The organism is Nocardioides sp. NPDC023903, from assembly GCF_040639295.1.
In the GTDB taxonomy this organism is placed as follows: Bacteria; Actinomycetota; Actinomycetes; order Propionibacteriales; family Nocardioidaceae; genus Nocardioides.
Map to the genome: position 1 here is coordinate 28953 of NZ_JBEZZS010000017.1, position 24270 is coordinate 53222.

General features: G+C 70.0%; 21 protein-coding genes. 12 read left to right on the plus strand and 9 right to left on the minus strand.

All coding sequences use genetic code 11. The features are described from left to right. Positions 1-5: 5 nt before the first annotated feature. Both AB0F44_RS17990 and AB0F44_RS17995 read right to left on the minus strand, forming a co-directional pair. On the minus strand, positions 6-809 hold the full coding sequence (locus tag AB0F44_RS17990; RefSeq protein ID WP_357357667.1) for an SDR family oxidoreductase: 804 nt from the start codon (positions 807-809) through the stop codon (positions 6-8). Positions 810-918: 109 nt separating this feature from the next. Continuing rightward, the gene (locus AB0F44_RS17995) at positions 919-2037 is read right to left on the minus strand and encodes a diacylglycerol kinase (RefSeq protein ID WP_357357669.1); all 1119 of its coding nucleotides are present in this window, start codon (positions 2035-2037) and stop codon (positions 919-921) included. Between the two features lie 76 nt (positions 2038-2113). Between AB0F44_RS17995 and AB0F44_RS18000 the strand changes: the two genes are divergently transcribed. Together AB0F44_RS18000 and AB0F44_RS18005 are read left to right on the plus strand one after the other, a co-directional pair. Further along, positions 2114-2653 (plus strand): DinB family protein, encoded by a 540-nt coding sequence (locus tag AB0F44_RS18000; protein ID WP_357357671.1) that lies wholly within the window; start codon positions 2114-2116, stop codon positions 2651-2653. Then, the gene (locus AB0F44_RS18005) at positions 2653-3132 is read left to right on the plus strand and encodes a GNAT family N-acetyltransferase (RefSeq protein ID WP_357357672.1); all 480 of its coding nucleotides are present in this window, start codon (positions 2653-2655) and stop codon (positions 3130-3132) included. The genes AB0F44_RS18000 and AB0F44_RS18005 overlap by 1 nt, the downstream gene beginning before the upstream one ends. Before the next feature lie 2 nt (positions 3133-3134). Here AB0F44_RS18005 and msrA read toward each other — a convergent pair whose 3' ends face one another. Beyond that, positions 3135-3788 carry a peptide-methionine (S)-S-oxide reductase MsrA gene (gene msrA, locus AB0F44_RS18010; RefSeq protein ID WP_357357674.1) on the minus strand — a complete coding sequence of 218 codons (654 nt, stop codon included), beginning with the start codon at positions 3786-3788 and terminating at the stop codon, positions 3135-3137. A 104-nt stretch (positions 3789-3892) separates the two neighbouring features. Between msrA and AB0F44_RS18015 the strand changes: the two genes are divergently transcribed. The 5 genes from AB0F44_RS18015 (at position 3893) to greA (ending at position 9816) form a co-directional block, all read left to right on the plus strand. After that, positions 3893-5062 carry a cystathionine gamma-synthase gene (locus AB0F44_RS18015; RefSeq protein ID WP_357357676.1) on the plus strand — a complete coding sequence of 390 codons (1170 nt, stop codon included), beginning with the start codon at positions 3893-3895 and terminating at the stop codon, positions 5060-5062. After that, positions 5049-6416 carry a glutamate mutase L gene (locus AB0F44_RS18020; protein ID WP_357357678.1) on the plus strand — a complete coding sequence of 456 codons (1368 nt, stop codon included), beginning with the start codon at positions 5049-5051 and terminating at the stop codon, positions 6414-6416. Before AB0F44_RS18015 ends, AB0F44_RS18020 begins: the two co-directional genes overlap by 14 nt. 10 nt (positions 6417-6426) lie before the next feature. Further along, entirely contained in the window at positions 6427-7866 is a 1440-nt protein-coding gene (locus AB0F44_RS18025; protein ID WP_357357680.1) for an AI-2E family transporter, read from the plus strand. 1 nt (position 7867) lies between these two features. Beyond that, complete coding sequence (gene ilvA, locus AB0F44_RS18030; protein WP_357357818.1) at positions 7868-9079, plus strand: threonine ammonia-lyase; 1212 nt, start codon at positions 7868-7870, stop codon at positions 9077-9079. 227 nt (positions 9080-9306) lie between these two features. Beyond that, positions 9307-9816 (plus strand): transcription elongation factor GreA, encoded by a 510-nt coding sequence (gene greA / locus AB0F44_RS18035; RefSeq protein ID WP_350662145.1) that lies wholly within the window; start codon positions 9307-9309, stop codon positions 9814-9816. Positions 9817-9911: 95 nt separating this feature from the next. Here the strand turns inward: greA and AB0F44_RS18040 are convergent, their stop codons facing one another. Then, the gene (locus AB0F44_RS18040; RefSeq protein WP_357357682.1) at positions 9912-10295 is read right to left on the minus strand and encodes a DUF4307 domain-containing protein; all 384 of its coding nucleotides are present in this window, start codon (positions 10293-10295) and stop codon (positions 9912-9914) included. A gap of 196 nt (positions 10296-10491) precedes the next feature. Here AB0F44_RS18040 and mca point away from each other — a divergent pair, with 196 nt between their 5' ends. Next, positions 10492-11478 carry a mycothiol conjugate amidase Mca gene (gene mca, locus AB0F44_RS18045; protein WP_357357684.1) on the plus strand — a complete coding sequence of 329 codons (987 nt, stop codon included), beginning with the start codon at positions 10492-10494 and terminating at the stop codon, positions 11476-11478. Positions 11479-11672: 194 nt separating this feature from the next. Next, positions 11673-11948: a hypothetical protein gene (locus tag AB0F44_RS18050; RefSeq protein WP_160024995.1), complete on the plus strand. Its 276-nt coding sequence runs from the start codon at positions 11673-11675 to the stop codon at positions 11946-11948. Here AB0F44_RS18050 and AB0F44_RS18055 read toward each other — a convergent pair. Then, positions 11938-12585, minus strand: coding sequence for a hypothetical protein (locus AB0F44_RS18055; protein ID WP_357357687.1), 648 nt, complete (start codon positions 12583-12585; stop codon positions 11938-11940). The two genes, AB0F44_RS18050 and AB0F44_RS18055, sit on opposite strands and share 11 nt — an antisense overlap. Then, positions 12585-16829: a LamG-like jellyroll fold domain-containing protein gene (locus tag AB0F44_RS18060; protein WP_357357689.1), complete on the minus strand. Its 4245-nt coding sequence runs from the start codon at positions 16827-16829 to the stop codon at positions 12585-12587. Before AB0F44_RS18060 ends, AB0F44_RS18055 begins: the two co-directional genes overlap by 1 nt. Before the next feature lie 204 nt (positions 16830-17033). On the opposite strand from AB0F44_RS18060, the gene AB0F44_RS18065 reads away from it, so the two are divergent. Then, positions 17034-17831 carry a cobalt transporter gene (locus AB0F44_RS18065; protein ID WP_357357691.1) on the plus strand — a complete coding sequence of 266 codons (798 nt, stop codon included), beginning with the start codon at positions 17034-17036 and terminating at the stop codon, positions 17829-17831. Between the two features lie 15 nt (positions 17832-17846). Here the strand turns inward: AB0F44_RS18065 and AB0F44_RS18070 are convergent, their stop codons facing one another. Together AB0F44_RS18070 and AB0F44_RS18075 are read right to left on the minus strand one after the other, a co-directional pair. After that, complete coding sequence (locus AB0F44_RS18070; RefSeq protein ID WP_357357692.1) at positions 17847-18422, minus strand: TerD family protein; 576 nt, start codon at positions 18420-18422, stop codon at positions 17847-17849. 55 nt (positions 18423-18477) lie between these two features. Next, complete coding sequence (locus AB0F44_RS18075) at positions 18478-19950, minus strand: cellulase family glycosylhydrolase (RefSeq protein WP_357357694.1); 1473 nt, start codon at positions 19948-19950, stop codon at positions 18478-18480. 137 nt (positions 19951-20087) lie between these two features. Here AB0F44_RS18075 and AB0F44_RS18080 point away from each other — a divergent pair, with 137 nt between their 5' ends. Further along, positions 20088-22457, plus strand: coding sequence for a phosphoribosyltransferase domain-containing protein (locus AB0F44_RS18080; RefSeq protein ID WP_357357696.1), 2370 nt, complete (start codon positions 20088-20090; stop codon positions 22455-22457). A gap of 5 nt (positions 22458-22462) precedes the next feature. Next, positions 22463-23299, plus strand: coding sequence for a ribokinase (locus AB0F44_RS18085; RefSeq protein ID WP_357357698.1), 837 nt, complete (start codon positions 22463-22465; stop codon positions 23297-23299). Here AB0F44_RS18085 and AB0F44_RS18090 read toward each other — a convergent pair. Beyond that, complete coding sequence (locus AB0F44_RS18090) at positions 23296-24171, minus strand: bifunctional helix-turn-helix transcriptional regulator/GNAT family N-acetyltransferase (protein WP_357357700.1); 876 nt, start codon at positions 24169-24171, stop codon at positions 23296-23298. The genes AB0F44_RS18085 and AB0F44_RS18090 overlap by 4 nt on opposite strands. Positions 24172-24270: the final 99 nt, after the last annotated feature.

The following is a 24270-nucleotide window of genomic DNA, read 5'->3' on the forward strand; positions in this document are numbered from 1 at the left end:
ACCGGCTAGGCGCCGACGTCCGGGAGCTTGAGGTCGAGCGTCGGCGCCTCGGTGCCGCCGTCGACCTCGAGCATCTTCCCGGTGACGAACTGCCCGGCCCGGGAGGTCAGATAGACGACGGCGGCGGCGATGTCCTCCGCATCGCCGATGCGCCCGAGCGGGGTCTTCGACTCGATCTCGCCGCGCATGGTGTCGTCGCCCGCGACGAACTCGAGGGCACTGGTCCGCACCGAGCCGACGAAGATGCCGTTGACCCGGATCCGCGGCGCCAGGTCGGTCGCGGCCAGCCGCGTCCAGTGCGCCAGCGCCGCCTTGGCGGTGCCGTAGGCGAGATAGCCCCGCCCTGCCGTACGTCCCATCATCGAGCTGATCGACACCACCGACTGCTGCCCGTCCGGGCTCTTCACCAGGTACGGCACCGCCGCCCGCGTCAGCGCGTGCGCCGTGGTCACGTTGAAGTGGAAGGCCTCCTCGAGGTAGCCCTCGTCGGTGTCGAGGAACGTGTTCGGGATCGTCCCGCCCACGTTGTTGACCACGATGTCGAGACGCCCGAACTCCTCGTACGCCGTCGCCGCCAGCCCCGCAGTCGCCTCCGTATCGGCCAGGTCCGCCGGCACCACCAGCGCCCGCCGACCCGCCGCCTCGACCCTCTCGGCGACCTCCCGAAGCTGTTTCTCGGTGCGCGAGGCGATCACCACGTCCGCCCCGGCCTCGGCCAGCGCCACCGCGGTGGCCGCCCCGATCCCGCGCCCCGCTCCGGTGACCACAGCCACGTGGCCGGTCAGTCTGAATCGATCAAGAATGCTCATCTGGTTTCCTTTCCTGCCGAGAAGTCGCCCCCGTCGGCCGAGACGTCACGCGCGTCGGCCGAGTGGGCAGCACGGTGACGCTTCGGCCGACGTGGCTGACGCCTCGGCTTCAGTTGGTTCCGGTGACCAGGCCGCGGCCGGTGATCAGCGGGAGGTCGAGAGGGGAGACGAGGCCGGGGGCGGCCGCGACTACGGCGGGGATGGCGTTGACCAGGCGCTGGGCCGTGACGATCATTCCGGAGACGTTGTGGTCGCCGTGCTCGCCGTGGTGGCTGAACTCGACGGTCATCGACGGCTCGCCGGTGACCTCGATGCGGTAGCAGCCGTCGCCGGTGGCCGGGGTGGGCCAGTCGGGGTCGGACTCCGCGTCGGTCCGGGTGACGTGCTCGAGGGTGATGCGGGGGACTCCGTCGACGCTGCCGGTGACGGTGAAGCGTACGGAGCCCTGGGTGCCCTCCGCGATGTCCACCGACACGGTCTTGGTGTCCTTGACCGCCGGACGGCGCTCGACGTGCTCGGCGAGCGGCTCGTCGAGAGTCACCCCGAGGCCTGCGGCGAGGACGCGGACGACGGGGCCCCATGCGGTGCTCAGTACGCCCGGCTCCCACAGGAACGGCTTGTCCTCCAGCGAGCCCCCGAAGCCGAAGAGGTCCTTCATCACGACGGGCTGGAAGTACGTCGAGTAGTCGGCGATCTCGCTGACCCGGAGGTGGTCGATCCGCTGGGACAGCGACGTCATCGCGAGCGGCAGTACGTCGTTGGCGAAGCCCGGGTCGATGCCGTTGACGTGCAGCGACGCACCGCCCTGGCGCCCGGCCTCGTGGATGCCTTCGATCATCTCGTCCGGCAGCGTCCCCTGCGGGTGGACCAGGATGACCGGCCCGGAGGAGACGACGTTGACCCCGTCCCGGATCAGCCCGGTCAGGTCCTCGATCGCCTCGAAGACCCGGTCGTCGGTCATCGCCGCGTGGACGACGCAGTCCGGCTTCAGCGCCAGCAGTTCGTCGCGCGACGTGGTCGCCGCCACCCCGAGCGTACGTCCGAGCCCGGCCAGCTCCCCGGCGTCCTGGCCTGCCTTCGCCGGCGTCGAGGTCCAGACCCCGACCAGCTCCAGGTCCGGATGCGCATCGACTCCCGCGATCGCATGACGACCCACCGTCCCGGTGGACCAGACGACGACTCTGAGCGGCTTCTCGGGACTCTGTGGACCTCTGGGAGCGTGGGGCATGGCCCAAATCTAGAACGCGTTTCAGTTTCGCGAAAGTGATTCGCCGAGGAAACTCGCCGCCGCTACGTTGGCGCCCATGACCGAGGCACTCTTCGAGGACACCCGACACCCGACCGGCGCCCCGTTCGTCGCCGACGAGTCCACCACCCTGCGCACGTTCCTCGACTTCTACCGGGCGACCCTGCTCAGGCAGGTCGCGGACCTCGACCACGAGCAGCTCAACCGCCCCTTCCCGCCCAGCACCATGACGCTGGCGGGGATCCTCAAGCACATGGCGTACGTCGAGGGCATCTGGTTCGGCGTACGCCTGGCCGGCACCGGCGAGATACCGCCCTTCGACACCGCGCCATGGGATGAGGACCCCGACTGGGACTTCACCAGCGCCTCCCAGGACGACCCCGAGGCGCTGCGTACGCTGCTCCGCGAGGCGATCGCTCGCTCCAACGAGCTCACCGACACCCCCGGGTCCCTCGACCAGATCGCGGCCGGCAGGAGCCGCGACGGCCATCCGATCAGCCTGCGCTGGATCCTGGTGCACATGATCGAGGAGTACGCCCGCCACTGCGGCCACGCCGACCTCATGCGCGAGGCCATCGACGGAAAGGTCGACCTCTGATGCAGATCCGCGAAGCGACGGCCGAGGACTGGCCGCAGATCTACCCGTTCTGGTCCGAGATCGTGGCTGCGGGGGAGACCTACGCCTACCCCGAGGGCCTCACCTCAGAGGAGGCCAAGGACCTGTGGATGTATGACCACGTGGTCGTCGCGGTCGAGGGCGACGAGATCTTCGGCAGCGCCAAGATGGGACCCAACCGCCCCGGCCGCGGCAGCCACATCGGCACCGCCTCGTTCATGGTCTCGCCGAACGCCCGCGGAAAGGGCGTCGGCCGCGCCCTCGGCGAATACTGCGTGGACTGGCACCGCGAGCAGGGCTTCCACGGCATCCAGTTCAATGCGGTCGTGGAGACCAACACCACCGCCGTACGCCTGTGGAAGTCCCTCGGGTTCCAGATCATCGGGACCGTCCCGGACGCGTTCGACTCGACGTCGCACGGCCGGGTCGGCCTCCACGTGATGTATCTGCCGCTGGCCTGACCTCAGGCGTTCGTGGGGAAGGCGATGCCCGTGTTCGCGTGGCAGCGGTAGCCGTTGGGCACGCGGTCCAGGTACTGCTGGTGCGCGGGCTCGGCGGCGTAGAAGGTCGGGACCTCGCGGATCTCGGTGGTGATCTCGCCGTAGCCACGCCGGGCGATCTCGTCGCCGTAGACCTTGGTCAGCTCCTCAGCGGTCTCCCGCTGCGCGTCGGAGACGTAGTAGAGCGCCGAGCGGTACTGCGTACCGACGTCGTTGCCCTGCCGCATCCCCTGCGTCGGGTCGTGCACCTCGAAGAACTTCTTGACGAGGTCCGCGTAGGAGACCACGGTGGGGTCGAAGACGACCCGGACCGCCTCGGTGTGGTTGGTCTGACCGCTGCAGACCTCGTCATAGGTCGGGTTGGCCGTGGTGCCGCCCTGATAACCGACGGCGGTTGAGTAGACCCCCGGCGTCTGCCAGAAGATCTCCTCGGCTCCCCAGAAACAGCCGAGACCGAAGTACGCCACCTCAGCCCCCTCGGGTGCGGTCCCGTCCTCGGGGGAGGCGAGCAGCGGAGTGCCCAGGACGCGGTGCTTGGCGGGCAGGTCGAAGAGGGCCTGGTCGCGCCCGGCGAGGGTGCGGTCCGCGGGGAAGAGTTGAGTCGGTCGACCGAACATGAGTGACCTCCAGAAAGTCAGGGTTGCTACCAGTCTCCAACACAGTTCGACGCGCGAACGTTCCCGGATGGGCGGCGAGGTGGGATCGGACGTAGGCTCGGCGTGTGAGCGAGCAGCAGCACCTCGGCAAGGCCGGTTTCGAGACCAAGGCGATCCACGCGGGCTACGAGCCCGACCCGACGACGGGTGCGGTGATCCCGCCGATCTACGCCACCACGACCTACAAGCAGGACGGCGTCGGCGGCCTGCGCAACGGCTATGAGTACAGCCGCTCCGCCAACCCGACCCGCACCGCGCTCGAGGGCGCGCTGGCGGCGGTCGAGGAGGGCGAGAAGGGGTTCGCCTTTGCCTCCGGTCTGGCCGCTGAGGACACCCTGATCCGCAGCCTGATGCGGCCCGGTGACCACATGGTCATCCCTGACGACGCCTACGGCGGCACCCACCGGCTTATCGACAAGGTCGAGAGCCAGTGGGGGATCGCGCACACGCCCGCCCAGGTCGCCGACGTCGACGCGGTCGCGGCCGCGATCCAGCCGGGCAAGACCAAGGTCGTCTGGGTCGAGACGCCGACCAACCCGCTGCTCAACATCGCTGACATCTCCGCCTTGGCCACGGTCGCCCACGAGTCCGGCGCGCTGCTGGTCGTCGACAACACCTTCGCCAGCCCCTACCTGCAGCAGCCGCTCACCCTCGGTGCCGACGTCGTGGTGCACTCCACCACGAAGTACGTCGGTGGCCACTCCGACGTCGTCGGCGGAGCCGTGATCGTCCGCGACCACGGGCTCGCCGAGAAGATCGGCTACCTCCAGAACGCCGCCGGCGCGATCGCCGACCCGTTCGGCGCCTGGCTGACGCTGCGTGGCCTCAAGACCCTGGCCGTACGCATGGACCGCCACTGCGACAACGCCGAACGCGTCGCCGACTTCCTGACCTCGCACCCGAAGGTCGGCGAGGTCATCTACCCGGGCCTGGAGACGCACCCCGGCCACACGACCGCTCAGAAGCAGATGAAGCGGTTCGGCGGCATGATCTCCTTCCGCGTCACCGGCGGCGAGGCCGCTGCGCTCGCGGTGTGCGAGCGCACCAAGATCTTCACGCTGGGCGAGTCGCTCGGCGGTGTCGAGAGCCTGATCGAGCACCCAGGGCGGATGACGCACGCGTCGGTCGCGGGCACCGACCTCGAGGTGCCGGCCGACCTGGTCCGGCTCTCCGTCGGGATCGAGTACGCCGAGGACCTGGTCGCGGACCTCGAGCAGGCCCTTGACCAGAGCTGACCCGCCACAGACCGCCGTCTGCGTCGACTTCGGCTCCACCTGGACCAAGGCGCTCCACGTCGACCTCGTCTCCGGCGAGATCCTCGGGACCGCGAGCGCACCGACGTCGCTGCACGAGGTGATGGAGGCGTACGACGCCTGCCTGGCCGCTCTCACCGAGAAGGACTCCCGGGCGGTCGGCGCCGAGATCCTCGCCTGCTCCTCTGCGGGTGGTGGGCTCCGGATCGCCGTCGTCGGCAACGAGGAGCTGGTGACCGCCGAGGCCGGGCGGCGTGTGGCGCTGTCCAGTGGCGGCAAGGTCGTCGCGGTGGTCGCGACCGCAGATCGTGAAGACGAGAGTGACCTAGGGGCCACCCTTGGCTTCACAACCCCTGATCTCGTGCTGCTCACCGGCGGCACCGACGGGGGCAACCGGGACGCCATCGTCTCGGCCGCGCGCGAGCTGGCCGCGGCTGGCTGGCGTGGACCGGTGGTCGTGGCGGGCAACCGCGAGGCGAACTCGGAGATCGACGAGATCCTGGCCGATGTTCCCCATGTGACCTGCGACAACGTCGTGCCGAAGATCGGCGTGCTTGCGCCTGAGAGCGCCCGCGCGGCGGTCCGGGAGATGTTCCTCGAGCACGTGATCGGCGGCAAGAACCTCAGCAGCCGCGCCGACTTCCGTCGGATCGTGCAGGGGGCGACCCCCGATGTCGTGCTCCAGGGAGTCGAGACGCTGGCCGAGGTGCTCGGCGAGGACGTGGTCGTCGTCGACGTCGGCGGCGCCACGACCGACGTGCACAGCGTGGTCCGCCCCGACCCCGAGGCGGAGCACGTACGCGAGGAGGTCGTCGCCGTCACCCCGGTGACCCGGACCGTCGAGGGCGATCTGGGCATGCGCTGGTCGGCGACCACGACCCTCGCCGCGGCCGACCACTCCGACCCGAGTCTCGCCGAGTCGGATCTCTCCGGCGAGGTCGAGCATCGGCGCAACCACCCTGGCTGGCTGCCGCGCACCGAGCAGGACAGAGACATCGACGAGCTCCTGGCGAGGATCGCGATCTCCACGGCCCTGCAGCGGCACGCGGGCCGGTCCCGGGTCGTCCTGGCCCCGGGCGGCAAGGTCATCGAGCGCACCGGCACCGACCTCCGCCGGGTCGGCGTCGTGATCGGCTCCGGCGGCGTACTCCGGCACGGTCGCCGGGGCATCGAGGAGCGGGTGATGCGCTGGTCGGCTCGCGGCGGATGGCAGCTCCCGGAGGCGCCGCTGCGGGCGGTCGACGGCGACTATGTGCTCGCCGCGGTGGGCCTGCTCGCGAGGTCACATCCCGCGACGGCAAGGCGCCTTGCGACCCACCTCACACCTTCCCGGTAGCCTCTGTCAGGTGACAGATCAGGGGGATGTTCCCGGTGCCGAGAAGCGGAGCGCCAAGGATGGCCTCGAGCGGATGAGGGGCGCGTTCAGACGCAGCCGAGAGGCGCGTGAGGCGGAGCGCTTCGCCCAGGACGAGGCCGACGCGCGCGAGTCGGCCGAGGTGGCCAAGGAGGCCGCTGCGGAGGCCCGTGAGTCGGCCGAGAACTTCGCGCTGCGGCTCGTCAACCAGTTCGAGCGCCTGCGCGAGGAGCGCCAGGAGCAGCTGGCCGCCCCCGAGCCGGTGACGTCGCCCAAGGCCGTCAGCCGCACCTACGTTCCCTATGGCGTCGAGCTGTCCGCGCAGTGGGCCTGGCGGTTCCTGGTGATCGTCGCCGCCGGTTACCTCATCGTCCGCGCTCTCGGCTTCCTCAGCATCGTCGTGGTCCCGGTGGTCATCGCGCTGCTGATCGCCGCGCTCGTCTCCCCGGTCGTCCACGGCCTTGCCCGGATAGGGCTCAAGCGGAGCATCTCGGCACTCTTCGTGGTGATCGGCGTGCTCGTGGTGGTCATCGCCATGCTGAGCTTCGCCGGTACGCAGGTCGCCAACGGCTTCAACGACCTGGCCGGGCAGACCGTCAAGGCGCTCGACGAGATCCGCGACTGGCTGATCAACGGCCCGTTCAACGCGAGCGAGACCCAGATCGACACCTGGCTCAACACGGTGCAGACCACCTTGGAGGACTGGGCCGCGGCGTACGCCTCCAACCCGTTCTCCCGGGTCAGCGAGGTCGGCGGGGTCGCCCTCGACGTCTTCGCCGGCCTGTTCATCGTGCTCTTCTCCACCTACTTCTTCTGCGCCGAGGGCGAGCGGATCTGGGGCTGGCTGGTCCGGCTCGCGCCGCGGGCCGCGCGCAGCCGGATGGACAGCTCGGGCCGGGTCGCGTGGGTGTCGCTGACTCAGTTCACCCGGGCCACGGTCATCGTGGCCGCGGTGGACGCGGTCGGCATCATGGTCATCGCCGCGGCCCTGCAGGTCCCGTTCGTGGCGGCGATCGGCGTGCTCGTCTTCCTGAGCTCGTTCGTCCCCCTGATCGGTGCCACAGTTGCCGGCGCGGTCGCTGTGCTCGTCGCGCTCGTCTCCCAGGGCCCGTTGACGGCGCTGCTGATGCTCGGTGGCGTGATCCTGGTCCAGCAGCTCGAGGCCCACGGCCTGCAGCCGTTCCTGCTCGGCCGCTGGGTACGGGTCCACCCGCTCGGTGTCATCCTCGCGGTCGCGACCGGCATCGTGCTCGGTGGCGTGGCCGGTGCCCTCGTGGCCGTGCCGCTGGTGGCCGCCCTCAACGCGGTGGCCAACCATCTGACCGCCACCGCCCCGGCGTCGCCCCAGGCGCCGACGGCGCCGCCACCTGCGTTGCCGGCCAACGGCCCGACCTCCCCACCCCCGCCGAGCCCAGGAGCAGGCAGTGCCTGAGATGCATGGTCAGCCGACGTACGAGGACATCCTCGAGGCCCGCGAGCTGCTGCGCGACCACATCACCGAGACGCCTGTCCAGGGAGCCCGCTGGCTCACCGACATGATCGGCGACACGGTCATCCTCAAGTGCGAGAACCTGCAGCGTACGGGCTCTTTCAAGGCGCGCGGTGCCTTCGTACGCATCGCCCGGCTGACCGAGGAGCAGCGCAAGAACGGGGTGGTGGCCGCGAGCGCGGGCAACCACGCCCAGGGCGTCGCGCTGGCCGCGACCACCCTCGGCATCCCGTCCACCGTCTTCATGCCCGAGGGCGCGCCGATCCCGAAGGAGAAGGCCACCCGCGCCTACGGCGCGGAGGTGATCTTCGAGGGGCAGTACGTCGACCAGTGCCTCGAGGCCGCGATGGCCTTCGCCGAGCGCACCGGCGCCGTGATGATCCACCCCTTCGACCACCCCGACGTCGTCGCGGGCCAGGGCACGATCGGGCTCGAGATCCTCGAGCAGACGCCGGACGTGAAGACGGTCGTCATCCCGCTCGGCGGTGGTGGCCTGCTCGCCGGTGCCGCGCTCGCGATCAAGGCGAAGCACCCCGACGTGAAGGTGATCGGTGTGCAGGCCGAGACCGCCGCCGCCTACCCGGTCTCTCTGCGCGAGGGCCGCCCGATCCGGCTCGACAAGATGCCGACGATGGCCGACGGCATCGCGGTCGGCCTGCCGGGGGAGACCAACTTCCCGATGATCCAGGCCTACGTCGACGAGATCCGTACGGTCTCGGAGGAGGCGATCTCGAGCGCGCTGCTGGCCCTCGCCGAGCGGGCCAAGCTGGTCGTCGAGCCCGCCGGCGCGGTCGGCGTGGCCGCCCTGATGGACGCGCCCGAGGCCTTCGAGGGCCCCGTCGTGGTCGTGCTCTCCGGTGGCAACATCGACCCGCTCCTGCTCGGCAAGGTGATCCAGCACGGCATGACCCTGGCCGGGCGCTACCTGCCGGTCGCGGTGACGATCCCCGACCAGCCCGGCGCCCTGGCGACCTTGCTGTCGGTGATCGGCGACACCGGAGCCAACGTCATGGAGGTGGTGCACTCGCGCACCAGCCCCGGACTACGGCTCGCCGAGGTCGGTGTGCAGCTCCAGCTGGAGACCCGGGGGCAGAACCATGCCGAGCGGGTGCTCGAGCAGCTGCGCAGCAAGGGATATCCGGCGATCAGTCCCTGAGGACGCGCGCTGCGTTCCGTGGAACGGTCCCGAGGTCAGATTGCGCAACGTTTCGGTCGCGAACTGTCTTCGGGTGTGGTTGCCTTGTTAAACTGAACCTTCTGACAATCTCCCGCGGAACGTTCAGCTGGGTGAAACACGCCCGCTCAGCAGGGAGAAAAGGCGCCGGTTGATGGGGGTTGACCGGCGCCCCTTACCTATTCACTACCCATCAGGAGTAACTCGCTATGACTCAGTCGACCGAGACCACGGCTGCCACTATCTGGCTCAGCAAGGGTGCATTCGACAAGCTCACCGCGGAGTTGGAATACCTGAAGGGCCCCCGACGCCAGGAGATCCTTGCCGAGATCAGCTCCGCCCGCGACGAAGGTGACCTCAAGGAGAATGGCGGCTACCACGCCGCGCGCGAGGAGCAGGGCAAGCTCGAGGGTCAGATTCAGCAGCTCGAAGCACTGCTGCGCAAGGCCGACACCACCGTCCCCGAGGACGACGGTGTCGTCTCGGTCGGAAAGCTGGTCACGTTCAAGTTCGAGGGCGATGACGACGACGAGGCCGAGACCCGCCTCATCGCCTCGATCGAGATGAAGGAGTACGCAGGCGGCCTCGAGATCTCCTCGGCCGCCTCGCCCATCGGCGCTGCCCTCATCGGGGCCAGCGCCGGTGACACCGTGACCTACGAGGGTCCTCGCGGGCCGCTCAAGGTCGAGATCCTGAAGACTGAGGTTTTCACCGCGTAGGGATACCCGGTTAACCGGCCCTACAAATTTCAGAGCCCTGCACTTCTCTGGCAATGCAATGCCAGAGAAGTGCAGGGATTGCCTGAGAAGTACGGTCACTCGACCGTGCAGTCACCCCACTCGACCCGCAGCGCGCGGCGCTCGGTCGGGATGGTGATCGTCTGGCGCCCCTCGGTGGCGGTGAACTCGAGGTGGCCGACCTTCTCCTCCTGGTCGTCCTCGGCCTCGACGGTGCAGACCGGCTTCGCGTCCTTGTCGTGGAGGCGTACGACGAAGGTCACCTCGACCTCGTTCTCGCTGACGGCCTCCCACTTCTCCAGCCCGGAGGAGACCTCGGGGTGCAGGGCCAGCCACAGCGCCCAGCCGAACCAGCCGACGATCGCCACGAGGGCGAGGACAAGGGCGACCATGAGTACGCCCGGGCGACGGCGCGGGCCGCGGCCGTAGCGGGCCGCGATGCGGGATTCTTCAGAGTTCATGGCTTCGGGCTCCGCTTCAGCAGACTCACGGCTTCGGGATCCGCTTTCGGCAGATGACGGCGTGCTCACGGGAAACATGGTCCCACCTCGCCGAAGGAGACCGCACATCCGTCCCTAGACGCCTACCACCAAAGTTGTCCGCGGAGTGGGAGCGGGTAACCGATCCGTGAGACAGAGCGTGGTTAGGATTGAACTCATGCCAGAGCAGCTCCAGCAGGCGTTCCGCCTGATGCACGTGCACGCGCACCCCGACGACGAGTCGAGCAAGGGCGCCGGGATCACCGCGAAGTACGTCGCCGAAGGGGTCGACGTCCATGTCGCGACGTGTACGGGCGGCGAGCGGGGCGACATCCTCAACCCGAAGATGGAGCGCCCCGGGATCCTGGAGAACATCCACGAGATCCGACGCGAGGAGATGCATCGCGCCCGCGACATCCTCGGCATCAAGCAGGACTGGCTCGGCTTCGTCGACTCCGGTTGGGTCGAGGAGTTCATGCTGGTCGAGGAGATGGGGGCCAAGGACTGGTCGCTGCTCCCCGAGGGCTGCTTCGGCAGGACGCCGCTCGAGGTGAGCACGCGCCGGCTCGTCGAGATCATCCGCACCTTCCGGCCGCACGTGGTCACCACGTACGACGAGAACGGGGGCTACCCGCACCCGGACCACATCATGTGCCACCGGGTCTCGGTGGAGGCGTTCCGGGCGGCGGGCGACCCTGACCTGTTCCCGGATGCGGGTGAGCCGTGGCAGCCGCTGAAGCTCTACTACAGCCACACCTTCAACTACCCCCGGATGATCGCCCTGCACGAGGCGATCACGAGTCACGGGCTCGCCTCGCCGTACGAGGACCGCCTCGAGAGCTGGAAGCCGGATCCGGGCTGGGACGAGCGGGTCACCACGAAGGTCGAGTGCGCCGATTTCTTCGGGGTACGTGACCAGGCCCTGCTCGCGCACGCCACCCAGATCGACCCCGACGGCCCGTGGTTCGCGGTGCCCCGGGAGATCGAGAAGGAGGCCTGGCCGACCGAGGACTACGAGCTGGTGACCTCCTACGTGCCGGTGCCCGAGGCGGAGAAGCGCGAGGAGACCGATCTCTTCGCCGGTCTCGACGTCTCCACCGCCGACGACGAGGGCAAGGCCGCGGTCGGACGCGACATCAGCTTCGGCAAGGTCGTCACCGCCTGAGGTTTCAAAGAGATCGCGCGGGCAGGGCCGCCTGCTACGCGCCGCGATACGGGCGCGCTGGCTGCGTTGTCGCCTCTCGATGGTGCAACCAGACCGCCTTCGAGGCTCCGCCTTGCCATCGCACCCGTCTCGCGACGCTCGCGACGGCGCCCCTGCCCGCGCGATCTCTCAGGCACAGGTGAGACAATGTCGGTATGTCCGGCCTTCCGATGACGACGCACACGCTGCACACCTCTCAGCCCGCTCCTGAGCCCACCCCGCCGCAGGACGAGGACGTGGTCGCGGGCTGGACCGCCTTCGGCATCTTCATCGCGCTCTGCGTCGCCGTCGCGGTGATCGCGTGGAGCATGCTGCGTCAGTTCAAGAAGGTCGAGAAGGCCAAGGTCGAGGGTGTCTTCGGCGAGGAGGCCCAGGCTGAGGCCATCGCCCAGCAGGCCGCCAAGGACGAGATCAAGAAGCTCAAGCGCTAGCTTGCCGGCGGCGGCGCACGAGCCACCACCCGCCGGCACCGACCAGCGCGATCGCGCCGACGGTGCCGGCGAGCTGGAACAGTGCGCTGAGCCCGGTTGCCGCGGCCCGCGACTCGTCGAGCGACCAGCCGTGCGAGCGGGAGGTCCCTGCGTACGCCGCCTTCTGGCCGTTCGGCCCCGAGGCCATGGTCTGGTACGCCGGATGCAGGTCGGTCATCATGTCGATCTCGATCTTCGTGGCCGAGGTCGGCGACGGGCAGTCGAAGGTGACCGTGGTGCCGTCGGCGATCAGGTCCTCGCCCGCCTCGACCGACCCGTCGCAGCCCTCGATCCGGATGTGGTCGAGCACGTAGTCGGCGTAGGCCTCCGACTCCGCCAGGGCCTTCTCGTCGCCGGGCTCGTAGAGGACGACGCCGTCGAGCGTCATCCGGTCCGGCGGGAGCGCGCCGACCTGCACCGCGAGGTAGGCGATGTCGTCGGTGGCCCCGAACCGCCAGGTCACCTCGGGAGCGCCGGTGGTGCCGGCGATCGTCGCGGTCTGCGGTGCCCCGAACGGATGCGCGTCGGCGGGCAGGCCCGCGGTGGCCGCCAGCACGAAGCCGGCGACCACCGCGAGAGCCCGGAGGAGACGAGCCACTAACGCTGCCTGACCGTCAGCGTGAGGTTCGTCGTGGCCGGTGCGTGCGTGTCGTCGCCCGGGTAGAAGACCTGCACCTGGTGACGGCCCGGCGGGGGCATCACGTCGACCTCGCACTCGGCGACCCCGCGCCGCACCCGCGCCTCGCACAGGACGTCCTCACCGATGAGGAACTGCACGGTGCCGGTGGCGCTGCGCGGCGCGACCGACGTACGCAACACCAGGTCGCGTCCGAAGCGGACCGTGGTGTCCTTCGCGGTGAGCGTGACCGGGGTCAGCTCGGGCGTCTCGACCTCCTCCACGACGACCGCGCGCGAGGCGACGGCCTGGTTGCCGTTGGCGTCGGTGACCGTGTAGGTCAGCGGATAGGCGCCCGGCGTGTTCACGTCGACGCTGCCGGAGACCTGGATGCTGCCGGTGAGGTCACCGTCGGTGTTGTCGGTCGCGCTGACCCCGTCCAGTGGATCGAACTCCGCGCCCACCTCGATCGTCGTCGAGGCCGGGACCGTCAGCACCGGCGGTGTTGCATCGGTGCCGGCCGCGGTGGCCAGGAAGACGCCGCCGAACTGGTCGATCGAGCCGAGCGTCTGGGCCTCGCCAGTGCGGGAGGTCGAGGTCCAGGCGTACACCTGACCCTCGTTCAGCCCGGCCCACTCCACCGTCGCCGGCCAGCCCGAACGCGCGGTGTCGGTGCCGATCACGGCGTCGGTCGGGGTGACCACGGTCAGCGCATCGGTCGTGAAGGACGTACGCCGGGTGGAGAGGTCCACGGGGAGCGTCAGGTTGTCCTCGGCCCCGTTGTAGCGGTGCCGGTCGTCGTACTCCGTCGCCCCGAAGTCGTCCAGGTGCGGGGAGTAGGTGTCGATCGACATCTCCGAACGCTCGGTGTCGAACTGCAACAGGCGCAGGTAGGAGGCGCCGAACTGCAGCAGGTCGGTCGACTTGTGGTCCACCGTCCCGTCACCGTTGAGGTCGATGTTGCCCGAGGCGTCGACGGAGTCGGGGAAGAGCTCACCGGCGGTCACCTTGTAGAACTGGTAGTCGGCCAGCAGCTCGACCACGTTGTGCGACACCGTGGCGCCGATGCCGCGCTTGAGGTTGGTGCCGACGCCGTGCTCGTGGCCGGCGAGGACCAGGAACACGTTGGGGTTGGCCTCGACGACCTGGTCGAAGAGCCGGGAGCCGTCGGTGGAGAAGTTGGCCCCACGCCCGTCGGGAGCCGAGGAGGGCGCCAGGTAGGCGTGGGTGCTCAGGATGCCGTTGCGGTCCGGGAAGCGGGCGAAGATCTCGCTCGCCCAGGCCGCCTCGTCCGGAGTGACGCCGTAGGAGAGGCCGACGGCGACGAAGTCGAGCCCGCCGGCGGAGAAGAGCACGTAGTTGTTCTGGTTGTCCGTGCCCGGCGTGACCACGTTGCCGGAGGCGTCGGTCTCCTCGTCCCAGGCGTGGTAGGACGCGCCCTCGGGCCATCCCTGCGCCGCCTGGTAGTAGCGCTCCGGGCTGAAGTAGCGGCTGAACCGCGACTGCGCGCCGGTCTCGCGACCACCCTGGTTGTCGTGGTTGCCCGCGACCACCTGGTTGACCACGCCAGCCTCGTCGAGGATCCCCTGCGCGCCCGAGGTGAACTCGAACTCGCGGGTGATCTGCTCGTCGAGCCCTGGGTAGAGCAGGTTGCCGTTGGCGTCGGTGGCCAGCGGGTCCTTGGTGTCGTTCTCGGTCACGTCACCGGTGTGCGAGGTGAACGCGATCTTGCGCTGGTCGGCGTTGTCGCGGATCCACTCGGTCTCGGCGCGATAGGCGCGCTGCCACACCGCCTGCTCCTCGACCAGCTGCACGTCCGAGGGCTCCTCGATCCCGTTGAAGTTCTCGTACGTCCCACCGGCAGCACCCTCGGCGATGTACTGGGTGTCGGTGAAGTGGGCGAAGGAGAAGTCGTAGTCGTCGGGGTTCTCGAAGTGGTCCTTGTCGTCGGCGGCCGACTCGTCGCGCGGCGAGAGGTCGTCGGCGAACGGGTCGATGCCGGTCACCAGGACGTGGATGACGCCGTTGTCGACGTGGGCGGCCAGCGCCCGGCCCTGCAGCGTGGTGTCGCCGTCGGCGATCCCGCGGGCGGAGGAGAGCTCGTCCCAGCGGCTCTCGACGGTGTTCCACACCCGCAGCGAGACCGAACGGGCCGGGTCGGCCGTGCCGGTCCAGACCACGTGGCGTCGCGAGTCGGAGGCCGGGACGGAGACGTCGTAGCGCTGGAACGGGATCAGCTTGCTCGAGGCGCTGTCGGTGGTCTGCCCGTCCGGCTTCTGGCTCCCGGCGATCGTCTCTGGGTAGGAGTAGTCGAACTCGAGCGCGCTCGGGAGCACCGGCACGACGCCCTGGAAGCCGCCGTCGGCGACAGAGGCGGAGGCCGCCTTGAAGGTGGTGGTCACATCCGAGCCGTCGGGGCTGTTGGCGATCGCGGAGAGCGTCACCTTCCCCTTGCCCTGTCCGGTGTCGGTGCCGCCGCCGGTCGGGATGGCGTCGGAGGTGAAGGTCGAGGTGTGCGCGACCGGCCGTCCGAAGACGTCCTTCGCAGCGATCTCGATCGTGTGCTCGCCGCGAGCGAGGCCGGCGCCGATCTCCTGGCCGGGACGGATCGGATCGCCGTCGAGCGTGTAGGTCCAGCCGGAGGCGTTGCCCTGGTTGGTGATGTCGACGGCGAACTCGGTCGGCGTGGTGATGTGCGAACCGGCCGCTGGGGTGGTGCCGTTGACGACCACTCCGGCGTCGCGTACGTCACCGAGCGCGGCCACGTTGAGGGCGTTGGCCTGGTCGGCGGTGAGCACCTCGGTGAAGATCCGCGCGGTGCGCACGGTGACTGGCGACCAGAACTGGTTGACCGAGTCGGCTCCGACGTAGAAGGAGTTGAGGGCGTTGCCGCCGGGACGGGTCAGCGGAGCGGGTGCCGCGATCTGCGCGGCGAGCTGCCCGTCGACGTACAGCCGGGCGGTCGAGCCGTCCCAGGTGCCGACGGCGTGGTACCAGCGGCCGGACTCGATCTCGACCTGGGCGTTGCGGTAGGCGCCGCCGGCGTGGACGGCGAAGGTCAGCTTGCCGCTGTAGACGACGATCGAGTAGCCGCCGCCCTCCTTCTCCGAGCAGATCGAGTGCTCGGTCCCGTTGGGGAAGGTGCCGTTGTCCTTGAAGGTGCACTCGATCGAGACCTGCTCGTCGATCTGGTCCCAGGCCGCGGAGCCCATCGCATAGGCGTACGCGTCGTTGGAGCCGTCGAAGGAGGCGACCTTGGCGTCCAGTGCGGTGTCGTCGGAGATCACCGGTTCGCCGACCGTGGTCACGGCGCGGCCGGTGTCGTCGGCCGGGGTGCCGTCGTCGAAGTCGACGTCGAGCACGTCCGCGGCCGGCACCGGGGGAGCGGTGTCGTAGGAGCCGGCCAGCGCTGCGGCCTCGGCATCGGTCACCGCCCGGGCGAAGAGGGAGGCAGCGGCGAACGAGGCGGGCGGGGCCGGCTGGCCGATCCCGGTGGGGGACGAGTCGGCGCCGACCACGAAGCGGCGCGAGGTCGCGGCCGGGGCCTGCAGCGCGCCGGTGGCGGCGGTCGAGCCGGCCTTGGTGCCGTTGACGTACAGGTTCAGTCTCTGGCCGTCCCAGACCGAGAGCACGTGGTACCAGCGGTTGGCGGTGATCGGGGTCAGCACCGTCTTGTAGCCGCCGCCGATGTGGGCCATCGTGCCCAGGTTGGAGCCGGTCACGTAGACCGAGTAGCCGCCCGCCTCCTTGTTGGAGCAGAGGTCCTTCTCGTTGGTGGCGGGCAGCGTGGTCTCGACCCGGAAGACGCACTCGATGGTGAAGCCCTGCTGCAGGTCGGCCCACGGGTCGTGCTCGACGGAGACCGCGTCGTCGGTGCCGTCGACGGTCATCACGTCGGTCGGTGTCTCGGCGAGGGTGTCGTCGGTGCCGTACGTCGGCGCACCCCAGGTGCGCGGCTCGAGCGACTGGGCGCGCTCGTGCGGGGCGCCGCCCTCGAAGTCGATGTCGAGTACGTCGGCTGTCGGGGCGTCCACGGTCGCCAGCGCAGCGCGCGGCGGGCCGGTCAGCGGTGCGCCGACGGCGGTGTAGCTCGCCGCGCTGGCGGAGGTGACGGCGTCACCGGGCAGGGCGGCGATGACACCACCCGCGAGGGCCAGACCGGCGGCAACGGCGACGAGTCGCCTCCGTCCGGGTCTGGCGAGGCTGGCACTCGTTGGTGCGAACACGATGCTCCTTGGGGTCGTGCGGCATGACGTGCGGCATCGCCCGAGGTGCCGAACGGCCGAGGCACACGCCCGGCCATTGGACGAGGATCCTGAGATCCGGTGAACGTGGCCGAGCGCCGCTGTTGACGCCCGTCTGTCCGGTTGGTAAACGCTTGCCTCAGCCGTATGCGGCGACGAAACTCTGTGCCATCGTTTGCGCCTGACATGGACGATTTCTTGACGGGTGACTGGTTCGGCGCGGCGGCTCTGGTCGAGCGCGTGCAGGGCTATCTGGACGAGCCCGGCATCGCCGCGGCCGCCTTCGTGCTCGCCTTCGCGGCCGGCGCGGCGCACGCGATCGCGCCGGGCCACGGCAAGACCCTGGCAGCGGCGTACCTGATCGGCGCGGAGGGCCGGGTGCGCGACGCGGCGTGGCTGGGCGGCTCGGTCGCGGTGATGCACACCTTCTCGGTGCTGGTCATCGCGGTGGCGTGGGCGTTCTTCTCGCTCTCGGATCTCGTACGCCTGGAGAACCTCACCGCTGGTCTGCAGATCGTCGCCGGGGTCCTGGTCGTCGGCACCGGGCTCTGGCTGCTGCGCCGGCACTGGCGCGCTGCCCGCTCGGGGACCGGACACGGGCACTCCCACGGCCACTCGCATGGCCACTCCGGAGAGCACGGACACGGTCACCCGGAAGGCGTACGCCGCCCCGGCATCGTCCTGCTCGGAATCTCCGGCGGCCTGACCCCGTCCCCGGGAGCGTTCCTGGTCCTGGTGACCGGCCTGTTCGCCGGCCGCTCGGCATTCGCCCTGCTGCTGGTGATCACCTTCGGCCTGGGCATGGCGACGATCCTGTTCGGCGTCGGCCTGTTGGCGCTGGCCGGCAACAACCTCGTCGTCCGCATCGCCGAGTCGAAGACCTACCTCCAGGTCGCGGCGAAGGTCACCCCGATCCTGGCCGCGCTCGGCGTCACGGTCCTCGGCGCCGGCCTCACCGTCGTCGGGGTCGGCTCACTCGGCTGACCGCTACCTCAGGGGTCAGAGCGTCGGAGCGATCGAGGGCAGCAGGTCCTGGAACGTACGCCCGTTGCCGATCTCGCCCAGCGCGGTCATCGCCCAGCCACCGTCCTGACGGCTGACCTTGGCCATGATCTCCGCCGTGTGCGGGCCGGTCTGGCTCACGTCGAAGCGGGCGATCTCGGTGCGGGTGTTCTCGTCGACCAGACGGCAGAAGGCGTTCTGGATCTGCGCGAAGCTCTGTCCGGTGAACGAGTTGATCGTGAACACGATCTGCGCGACCTCGGCGGGCACCCGGTCGAGGTGGACGATGATCGACTCGTCGTCGCCCTCGCCGGCGCCGGTGCGGTTGTCGCCGGTGTGGACGACGGCGCCGTCCCGGGACTTCAGCTGCCGGAACCACGCCTGGTCGAGGTGGGCGCCGGCCGCGTCGTAGAGGATCGCGGAGGCGTCCATGTCGACGTCGGCGCCACGGAATCCGCCGAAGAGACCCTGTCTGACCGCGTCCCACCCGAGCGCTATCCGTACGTGCGTCATGCTGCTGCCGTCACCGGTGGTGAGCGAGACCGACTGTCCCTTGGCGAGCGAGACGGACAAGTGATCCTCCGAGGGCTGGACCGACGCGGGCCGGAGCGGGCGGGACACCACCACCCTAGTCAATCGTGACGGTCACCGGCTCGGTTCCGGTCGCCTCGACCAGGATCCGGTTGTGCTCGGCCTCGCCGACGACCCGGCCGCCCTCGACGTCGATGTCCGCCCCGGAGGGGTAGTGGATCGGGCTGACGAAGATCTCGGTCGGCTCGTCGATGTCAGCGGCTGGCTCGTAGGTGTAGCTGAACGCGCCGGTGGCGGGGTCGAAGGAGAGGTCGACGGGCGTGCCGGCCGTGGCCTGCGGGTAGGTGCGGACCAGCGTACGCAGCTTCTCGGGCTTCACCGTCGAGAGATCGGCGTCGTCCGCGAACATCCCCTGCGCGCCGTCGGCGGTGGTCGGGTCGTCCCAGTGCTTGTAGGCCCAGTGCATCCAGGAGGTGAAGTGGTCGTCGGCCGAGGCGGTGTCGATGGCCAGCAGCTCGGTGTTGTCGGTCGCGCCGAACTCCGACATCAGGTTGGTCGCGCCCATCGTCTCGGCCTGCTCGAGCGCCTTGAGGTTGTGGGTCTCGTCATAGTCCTTGCAGCCGCTGACCCCGACCGGGATGCCCTGGGAGTCGAGATAGCCGTAGGGGCAGTAGCTGTGCCACGAGTAGCCGACCTGGTCGTCGTTGGCCGGCCCGAAGCTCGAGTTGGGGACCTGGTTGGCGAGCAGCTGCGACTCGTACCAGACGATCCCGTCGGGGTCGGACCGGCGGATCGCCGCCGTCGCCCTCTCGTACGCCGGCTGGAACTCGTCCCGGTAGGAGCTGGCGCACCCGGTGATCGGGCAGGTCAGCCACTCCCGGCCCGCCCACGGCTCGTTGATGAGGTCGTAGCCCATCGAGTAGGGCTGGTCGCCCCACCGCTGCGCGACCGCGCCCCAGGCTGCGGCCCAGCCGTCCTGGACGCCGTTCTTGTTGGCCCAGAAGTTGTCGTAGACCGTGGCCAGCTCGGGCGTGATGTAGGTCGCCGGGAAGGACAGCTTGATCGGCGGGTGCAGGTTGTAGGGCGCCGGCCGCTTCGCTGCCCAGTCGGGCACGCCCTCGCCGCCGTAGGTCTCGTGCCACATGTCTTGGTGGAAGTCGTACTGCATCCAGATGCCCTCGTCGGCGAGCAGGTCGATCACCCGCTGCCAGTCGTCGAGGTAGTCCTCGTCGACCTGTCCGGGGGCGTCCGGGGTCACGCCTGCCCACAGGGTGCCGATCCGGGCGCCGTTGAACCCGTGCTCCGCCAGCCATTCCGCGTCGGCCGCGGTGAAACCCTCGGGCGAGTCGGGCGGGACGTACGGATCGTGCTTCCAGACCAGGTTCTGACCGTGCACCAGCACGATCCGGCCGTGCTGGTCGACCAGCCAGCGCCCCTCGCGAGACAGCCGTGGCGTCTCCTCCGCCGGGTCTGCGCCAGCTGGCCCGACCGGGCTCAGCAGCGAGGTCCCGAAGGCGAGCACGGCCGCCGCGGCGGCCACGATTCCGATGCTTCCCGAGCGACGAGGCATGTGCGGAACCTATTGCTCCCCGACGCAACCGACAAGAACGTGTTCTCATTCTGGACGTCTGGGCCGCTTGGACGGGCTCCGCAGTGGACATGGGTGCCCTACGTGCGGTTGAGTCAGATGAGGAGCATTGGGGGAGAATGTCACCTGTGAGAGACGAAGCGAGCGGCTGGTCAGGCACCTGGGTGGCCGAACGTCTGGGCGTGCGTCTGCGGACGACCGACGCGCCGAGCGGGATGATGCTCACTGATCTGGTGGGTCTTGCGGTCCGACGCAACCCTCGCCGCGCGCAGCTCCTCGTCTCCTCCGTCCTCGGCAAGCACGTTCCGACCGACCCGCGTCTGGTGACCGACGCCGGGCTGCGCCTGGGCGCAAAGGCGCGCGCTGCGGTCACGGGTGACGCGGTGGTCCTCGGCTACGCCGAGACCGCGACCGCTCTCGGCCACCTCGTCGCCGACGCCATCGGCGCGCCCTACCTGCACTCCACCCGCAGGGTCGTCGACGGGATCGAGTCCGTCGCCGACTTCTACGAGGAGCACTCGCACGCGACCGCCCACCGGCTGCTCCCCGCCGACCCTGCCTTCCTCGCCCGCGCCGACACCCTGGTGCTGGTCGACGACGAGGTCATCACCGGCAAGACCGTTGTCAACACGATCCGGGCGCTGCACAAGAAGTTCCCGCACAAGCATTACGTCGTGGCCGCGCTCGTCGACCTGCGCTCGGAGGCCGACCGTGGCCGGATGGAGCGGTCGATCAAGCGGCTGCGCGCGACCTTGGACGTGGTCTCCCTCGCGAGCGGCGAGATCGAGCTGCCCGAGGACCTCGCTGACAACGGCAACCGGCTCATCGACACGGTCGAGAACCTCCGCCAGCTGGCCGGCGTCGAGCCGAGCCAGCGCCCGCGCGGCGAGGTCGTCCAGGTCGTCGCCACCTGGCCACGCGCCGTCCCGGAGGGTGGCCGCCACGGCTTCGCGCCCAGCGCCGCCGGCTCCTACGAGTCTGCCGTCACGGTGACCGCCGCGGCCGTCGCCGGCCGCATCCCCGACGGCCCCGTGCACGTCCTCGGCACCGAGGAGCTGATGTACGCACCTCTGCGGATCGCCTCCGCCCTGGCGGACCGGCGCGCGGCCGAGGGCCGCCGCCACGAGATCACCTACTCGACGACCACGCGGTCGCCGGTGCTCGACGTCGACGACCCGGGCTATGCGATCCGCACCGCGATCACCTTCCCGTCCCACGACGCGCCCGCCGACGGCGACGAGCCACGCTTCGCCTACAACCTGCGTGAGGGCGCCTTCGAGACGATCGTGCTGGTCGTCGACGAGCCGGCCGACACCCCCGCGCTGCACGAGGACGGCGGCCTGGTCGACCAGCTCGCCCGAATCGCGCCGCGGGTCGTGGTCGTGACCATCCCGGCGTACGCCCCGGAGCCGCGCCATGACCAGCCTGCCCGGCAGCTGCCGGCCCCGCTCCACGGGCCGACCTTCGGGTCCTACGAGCGCGATGACGTGGCCTGGCTGCTCAAGGACCTGTCCGCGGACGAGGCGGAGACGCCGGCCGAGGAGTACGCGGAGGCGCAGCGGGAGCTCTTCGACGAAGCCCTGACCGCTTCGGCCCAGCGGGTCGCGTACGCCATCGGCCTGGTCACCGAGCAGGTGCTGGCCCGGCGCGGACAGGACGCCGTGCTGGTCTCCCTGGTGCGCGCCGGCACCCCGATCGGCGTGCTGATGCGACGCTGGGCGCAGCGCGTCCACGGGCTCGACCTGCCCCACTACGCGATCTCGCTGATCCGCGGTCGTGGCATCGACCAGACCGCGCTCGCCTATCTGGCCGCCCATCACGACCCCGCGCAGGTGATGTTCGTGGACGGGTGGACCGGCACGGGTGCGATCGCCCGAGAGCTGGCGGCCTCGGTCGAGAAGGCCAACTCGACGCTTGACGCCCATCTGGCCTCGCCGTTCTCCCCGGAGCTCGCGGTCCTCGCCGACCCGGGCCGGAGCGTGGCGGTCTACGGCACCCGCGAGGACTACCTGATCCCGTCGGCGTGCCTCGGCTCGAGCGTCTCGGGCCTCGTCTCGCGCCCCATCATCGACGACGACCGGGTCAGCCCCAACGACTTCCACGGCGCTGTGTTCCACGCCGACCTGGCCGCCGCCGACGTGTCCAAGAAGTTCATCGACACGGTCGCGGCCCGCTTCCCGATCGTGCGCACCAAGGTGATGCTCGACCTCGCTGCGCACCTCGGCGGTGACCACACCCCCACTTGGGTGGGCTGGGACGCGGTCGAGGAGGTCGCCGAGAAGTTCGCGGACGGCGACGTCAGCCTGGTCGAGGCCGGTGTCGACGAGACCATCCGGCTGCTGCTGCACGGTGAGCCGTCGACGATCCTGGTCGACCCGGCGCGTGACGCCGACCTGGGCCAGATCAAGAAGCTCGCCGAGGCGCGCGGCGTGCCGCTGGAGCGGATCTCCGGCCTGCCCTACTCCTGCATCGGCCTCGTACGTCCCTGATGGCGGTGCGCCCACCACAGGACCTGGTCGTCGTCGGAAGCATCAACGTCGACCTGACGGCGCTCGTCGAGCGGCTGCCTGGCGCGGGGGAGACCGTCGGGGGTGGTCGGCTGCGCCGTGACGTCGGCGGGAAGGGTGCCAACCAGGCGGTCGCCGCGAGCCGGCTGGGAGCACGGGTGCGGATGGTCGGCGCGGTCGGCTCCGATGCCGACGGTGCCTGGGCGGTCGAGACGATCCGCGCCGCGGGGGTCGACGTCGCCGGCATCCGCGTCACCGACTCGCCGACCGGCACAGCGCTGATCGCCGTCGACGCCGCGGGGGAGAACCAGATCGTGGTGTGCGGCGGCGCCAACGAGTCGGTCGGCGCCGACGGGATCTCGGTCGGGGCGGACGAGGCGGTGCTGATGCAGCTCGAGCTGTCCCTCGAGGTGGTCTGCGCCGTCGCCGCACGGACCCCTGGGTTCATTGCGCTCAACGCCGCCCCGGCGCAGCCGCTTCCGGCCGACCTCGTCGAGCGGGTCGACCTGTTCATCGTCAACGAGACCGAGTACGCCGCGATGCCCGAGCTGCGCGCGGCCCGGCGGGTCGCGGTGACCTACGGCGCCGCGGGTGCGGCCATGATCGCCGAGGGTGCCGAGATCGCCCGCGTGTCCGCCGCGCCGGCGCCGGACGTGGTCAACACCGTCGGCGCTGGCGACGCGTTCTCCGCGGCGCTCACCCTCGCGATCCAGGCCGGCGCACCGGACGAGCAGGCGCTGCGTACGGCCTGCGCGGTCGGCGCCGCCGCGGTCGCGCATCCCAGCGCCCAGCCGCCGCTGGAGCGGCTGGAGACGTACGCCTAGCCCAGCTGCTTCCGGAAGAAGTGGGTGGCGTGGGGGTTGTCGTTGTAGCGGTCGATGCGCTCGTAGCCGGCCCGCTCGTACATCTCGATCGCCTCGCTGAGGACGTCACGGGTGTCGAGGCGTACGACCCGGTGGCCCAACCGCAGCGCCTCGGCCTCGAGGTGGCGCAGCAGGCGTGAGCCGAGGCCGGCGCCGCGCCAGGCGGGGTCGACCCACATGCGCTTGATCTCGCCGGTGCCGTCGAACTCACGCACTGCCCCGGAGGCGACCGGGGCGCCGTCGCTGGCGGCCACGAAGAAGGCGCCATGGGGCGGTCGCAGGGAGGGGTCGTCGCCGAAGCCCTCGTCGCCGACCGTGAACCCGAAGCGGTCGCCGATCTCGGCGAAGTAGTGGCCCATCGCCTCCTGAGCCATCGGGTCGCGTGGGTCGACCTGCTCGATGGTGATCGCGGCGGCCCGTACCAGCAGGTCGGCCGTCGCGAGGGCCTCGTTGAGACGGTCGCGCTGCCGCTGGGTCAGCGGGTCGAGGAGCAGGTGGGCGCGCTCCTCGGAGCGGCGCTCGAGGTCGTCCCACTGCTTGAGGCCGTCCTCGGTGAGCACCACCAGTCGGCGCCGACCGTCAGCCGGGTCGCGGTCCATCGCGACGTACCCCTTGCTCTCCAGCGTCCGCAGCATCCGGCTGACGTAGCCGGAATCGAGGCCGCCGAGGCGGGTCCTGAGGTCTTGAACTGTGCGGGCGCCGAGCCCGATCTCGTAGAGGATCCGGGCCGTGCCATAGGGGAGACCGCTGCCGAGGAAGGAGTCCTCGAGCGCTCCCACCCGCCGGACGTAGCTCATGTTGAACTTGCGCATCACCGAGGTGTCCACTGTCATATACCTGACTTTAGTCAGGTAAATCCGGGATTCCAAGAATGCCCGGAAAATAGTTGTTCCACTCTCGCCGCCGGGCGAGAGTGGGTGCGTCGAAGCCGA

Bases quoted from the DNA above. Each gene is read 5' to 3' on its own strand.
- AB0F44_RS17990 (WP_357357667.1), bottom strand. From the start codon at position 809: ATGAGCATTCTTGATCGATTCAGACTGACCGGCCACGTGGCTGTGGTC.
- AB0F44_RS18000 (WP_357357671.1), top strand. From the start codon at position 2,114: ATGACCGAGGCACTCTTCGAGGACACCCGACACCCGACCGGCGCCCCG.
- AB0F44_RS18090 (WP_357357700.1), bottom strand. From the start codon at position 24,171: ATGACAGTGGACACCTCGGTGATGCGCAAGTTCAACATGAGCTACGTC.
- AB0F44_RS18005 (WP_357357672.1), top strand. From the start codon at position 2,653: ATGCAGATCCGCGAAGCGACGGCCGAGGACTGGCCGCAGATCTACCCG.
- AB0F44_RS18080 (WP_357357696.1), top strand. From the start codon at position 20,088: ATGTCACCTGTGAGAGACGAAGCGAGCGGCTGGTCAGGCACCTGGGTG.
- AB0F44_RS18065 (WP_357357691.1), top strand. From the start codon at position 17,034: ATGGACGATTTCTTGACGGGTGACTGGTTCGGCGCGGCGGCTCTGGTC.
- AB0F44_RS18040 (WP_357357682.1), bottom strand. From the start codon at position 10,295: ATGAACTCTGAAGAATCCCGCATCGCGGCCCGCTACGGCCGCGGCCCG.
- AB0F44_RS18075 (WP_357357694.1), bottom strand. From the start codon at position 19,950: ATGCCTCGTCGCTCGGGAAGCATCGGAATCGTGGCCGCCGCGGCGGCC.
- ilvA (WP_357357818.1), top strand. From the start codon at position 7,868: ATGCATGGTCAGCCGACGTACGAGGACATCCTCGAGGCCCGCGAGCTG.
- mca (WP_357357684.1), top strand. From the start codon at position 10,492: ATGCCAGAGCAGCTCCAGCAGGCGTTCCGCCTGATGCACGTGCACGCG.
- msrA (WP_357357674.1), bottom strand. From the start codon at position 3,788: ATGTTCGGTCGACCGACTCAACTCTTCCCCGCGGACCGCACCCTCGCC.
- AB0F44_RS18050 (WP_160024995.1), top strand. From the start codon at position 11,673: ATGTCCGGCCTTCCGATGACGACGCACACGCTGCACACCTCTCAGCCC.
- greA (WP_350662145.1), top strand. From the start codon at position 9,307: ATGACTCAGTCGACCGAGACCACGGCTGCCACTATCTGGCTCAGCAAG.
- AB0F44_RS17995 (WP_357357669.1), bottom strand. From the start codon at position 2,037: ATGCCCCACGCTCCCAGAGGTCCACAGAGTCCCGAGAAGCCGCTCAGA.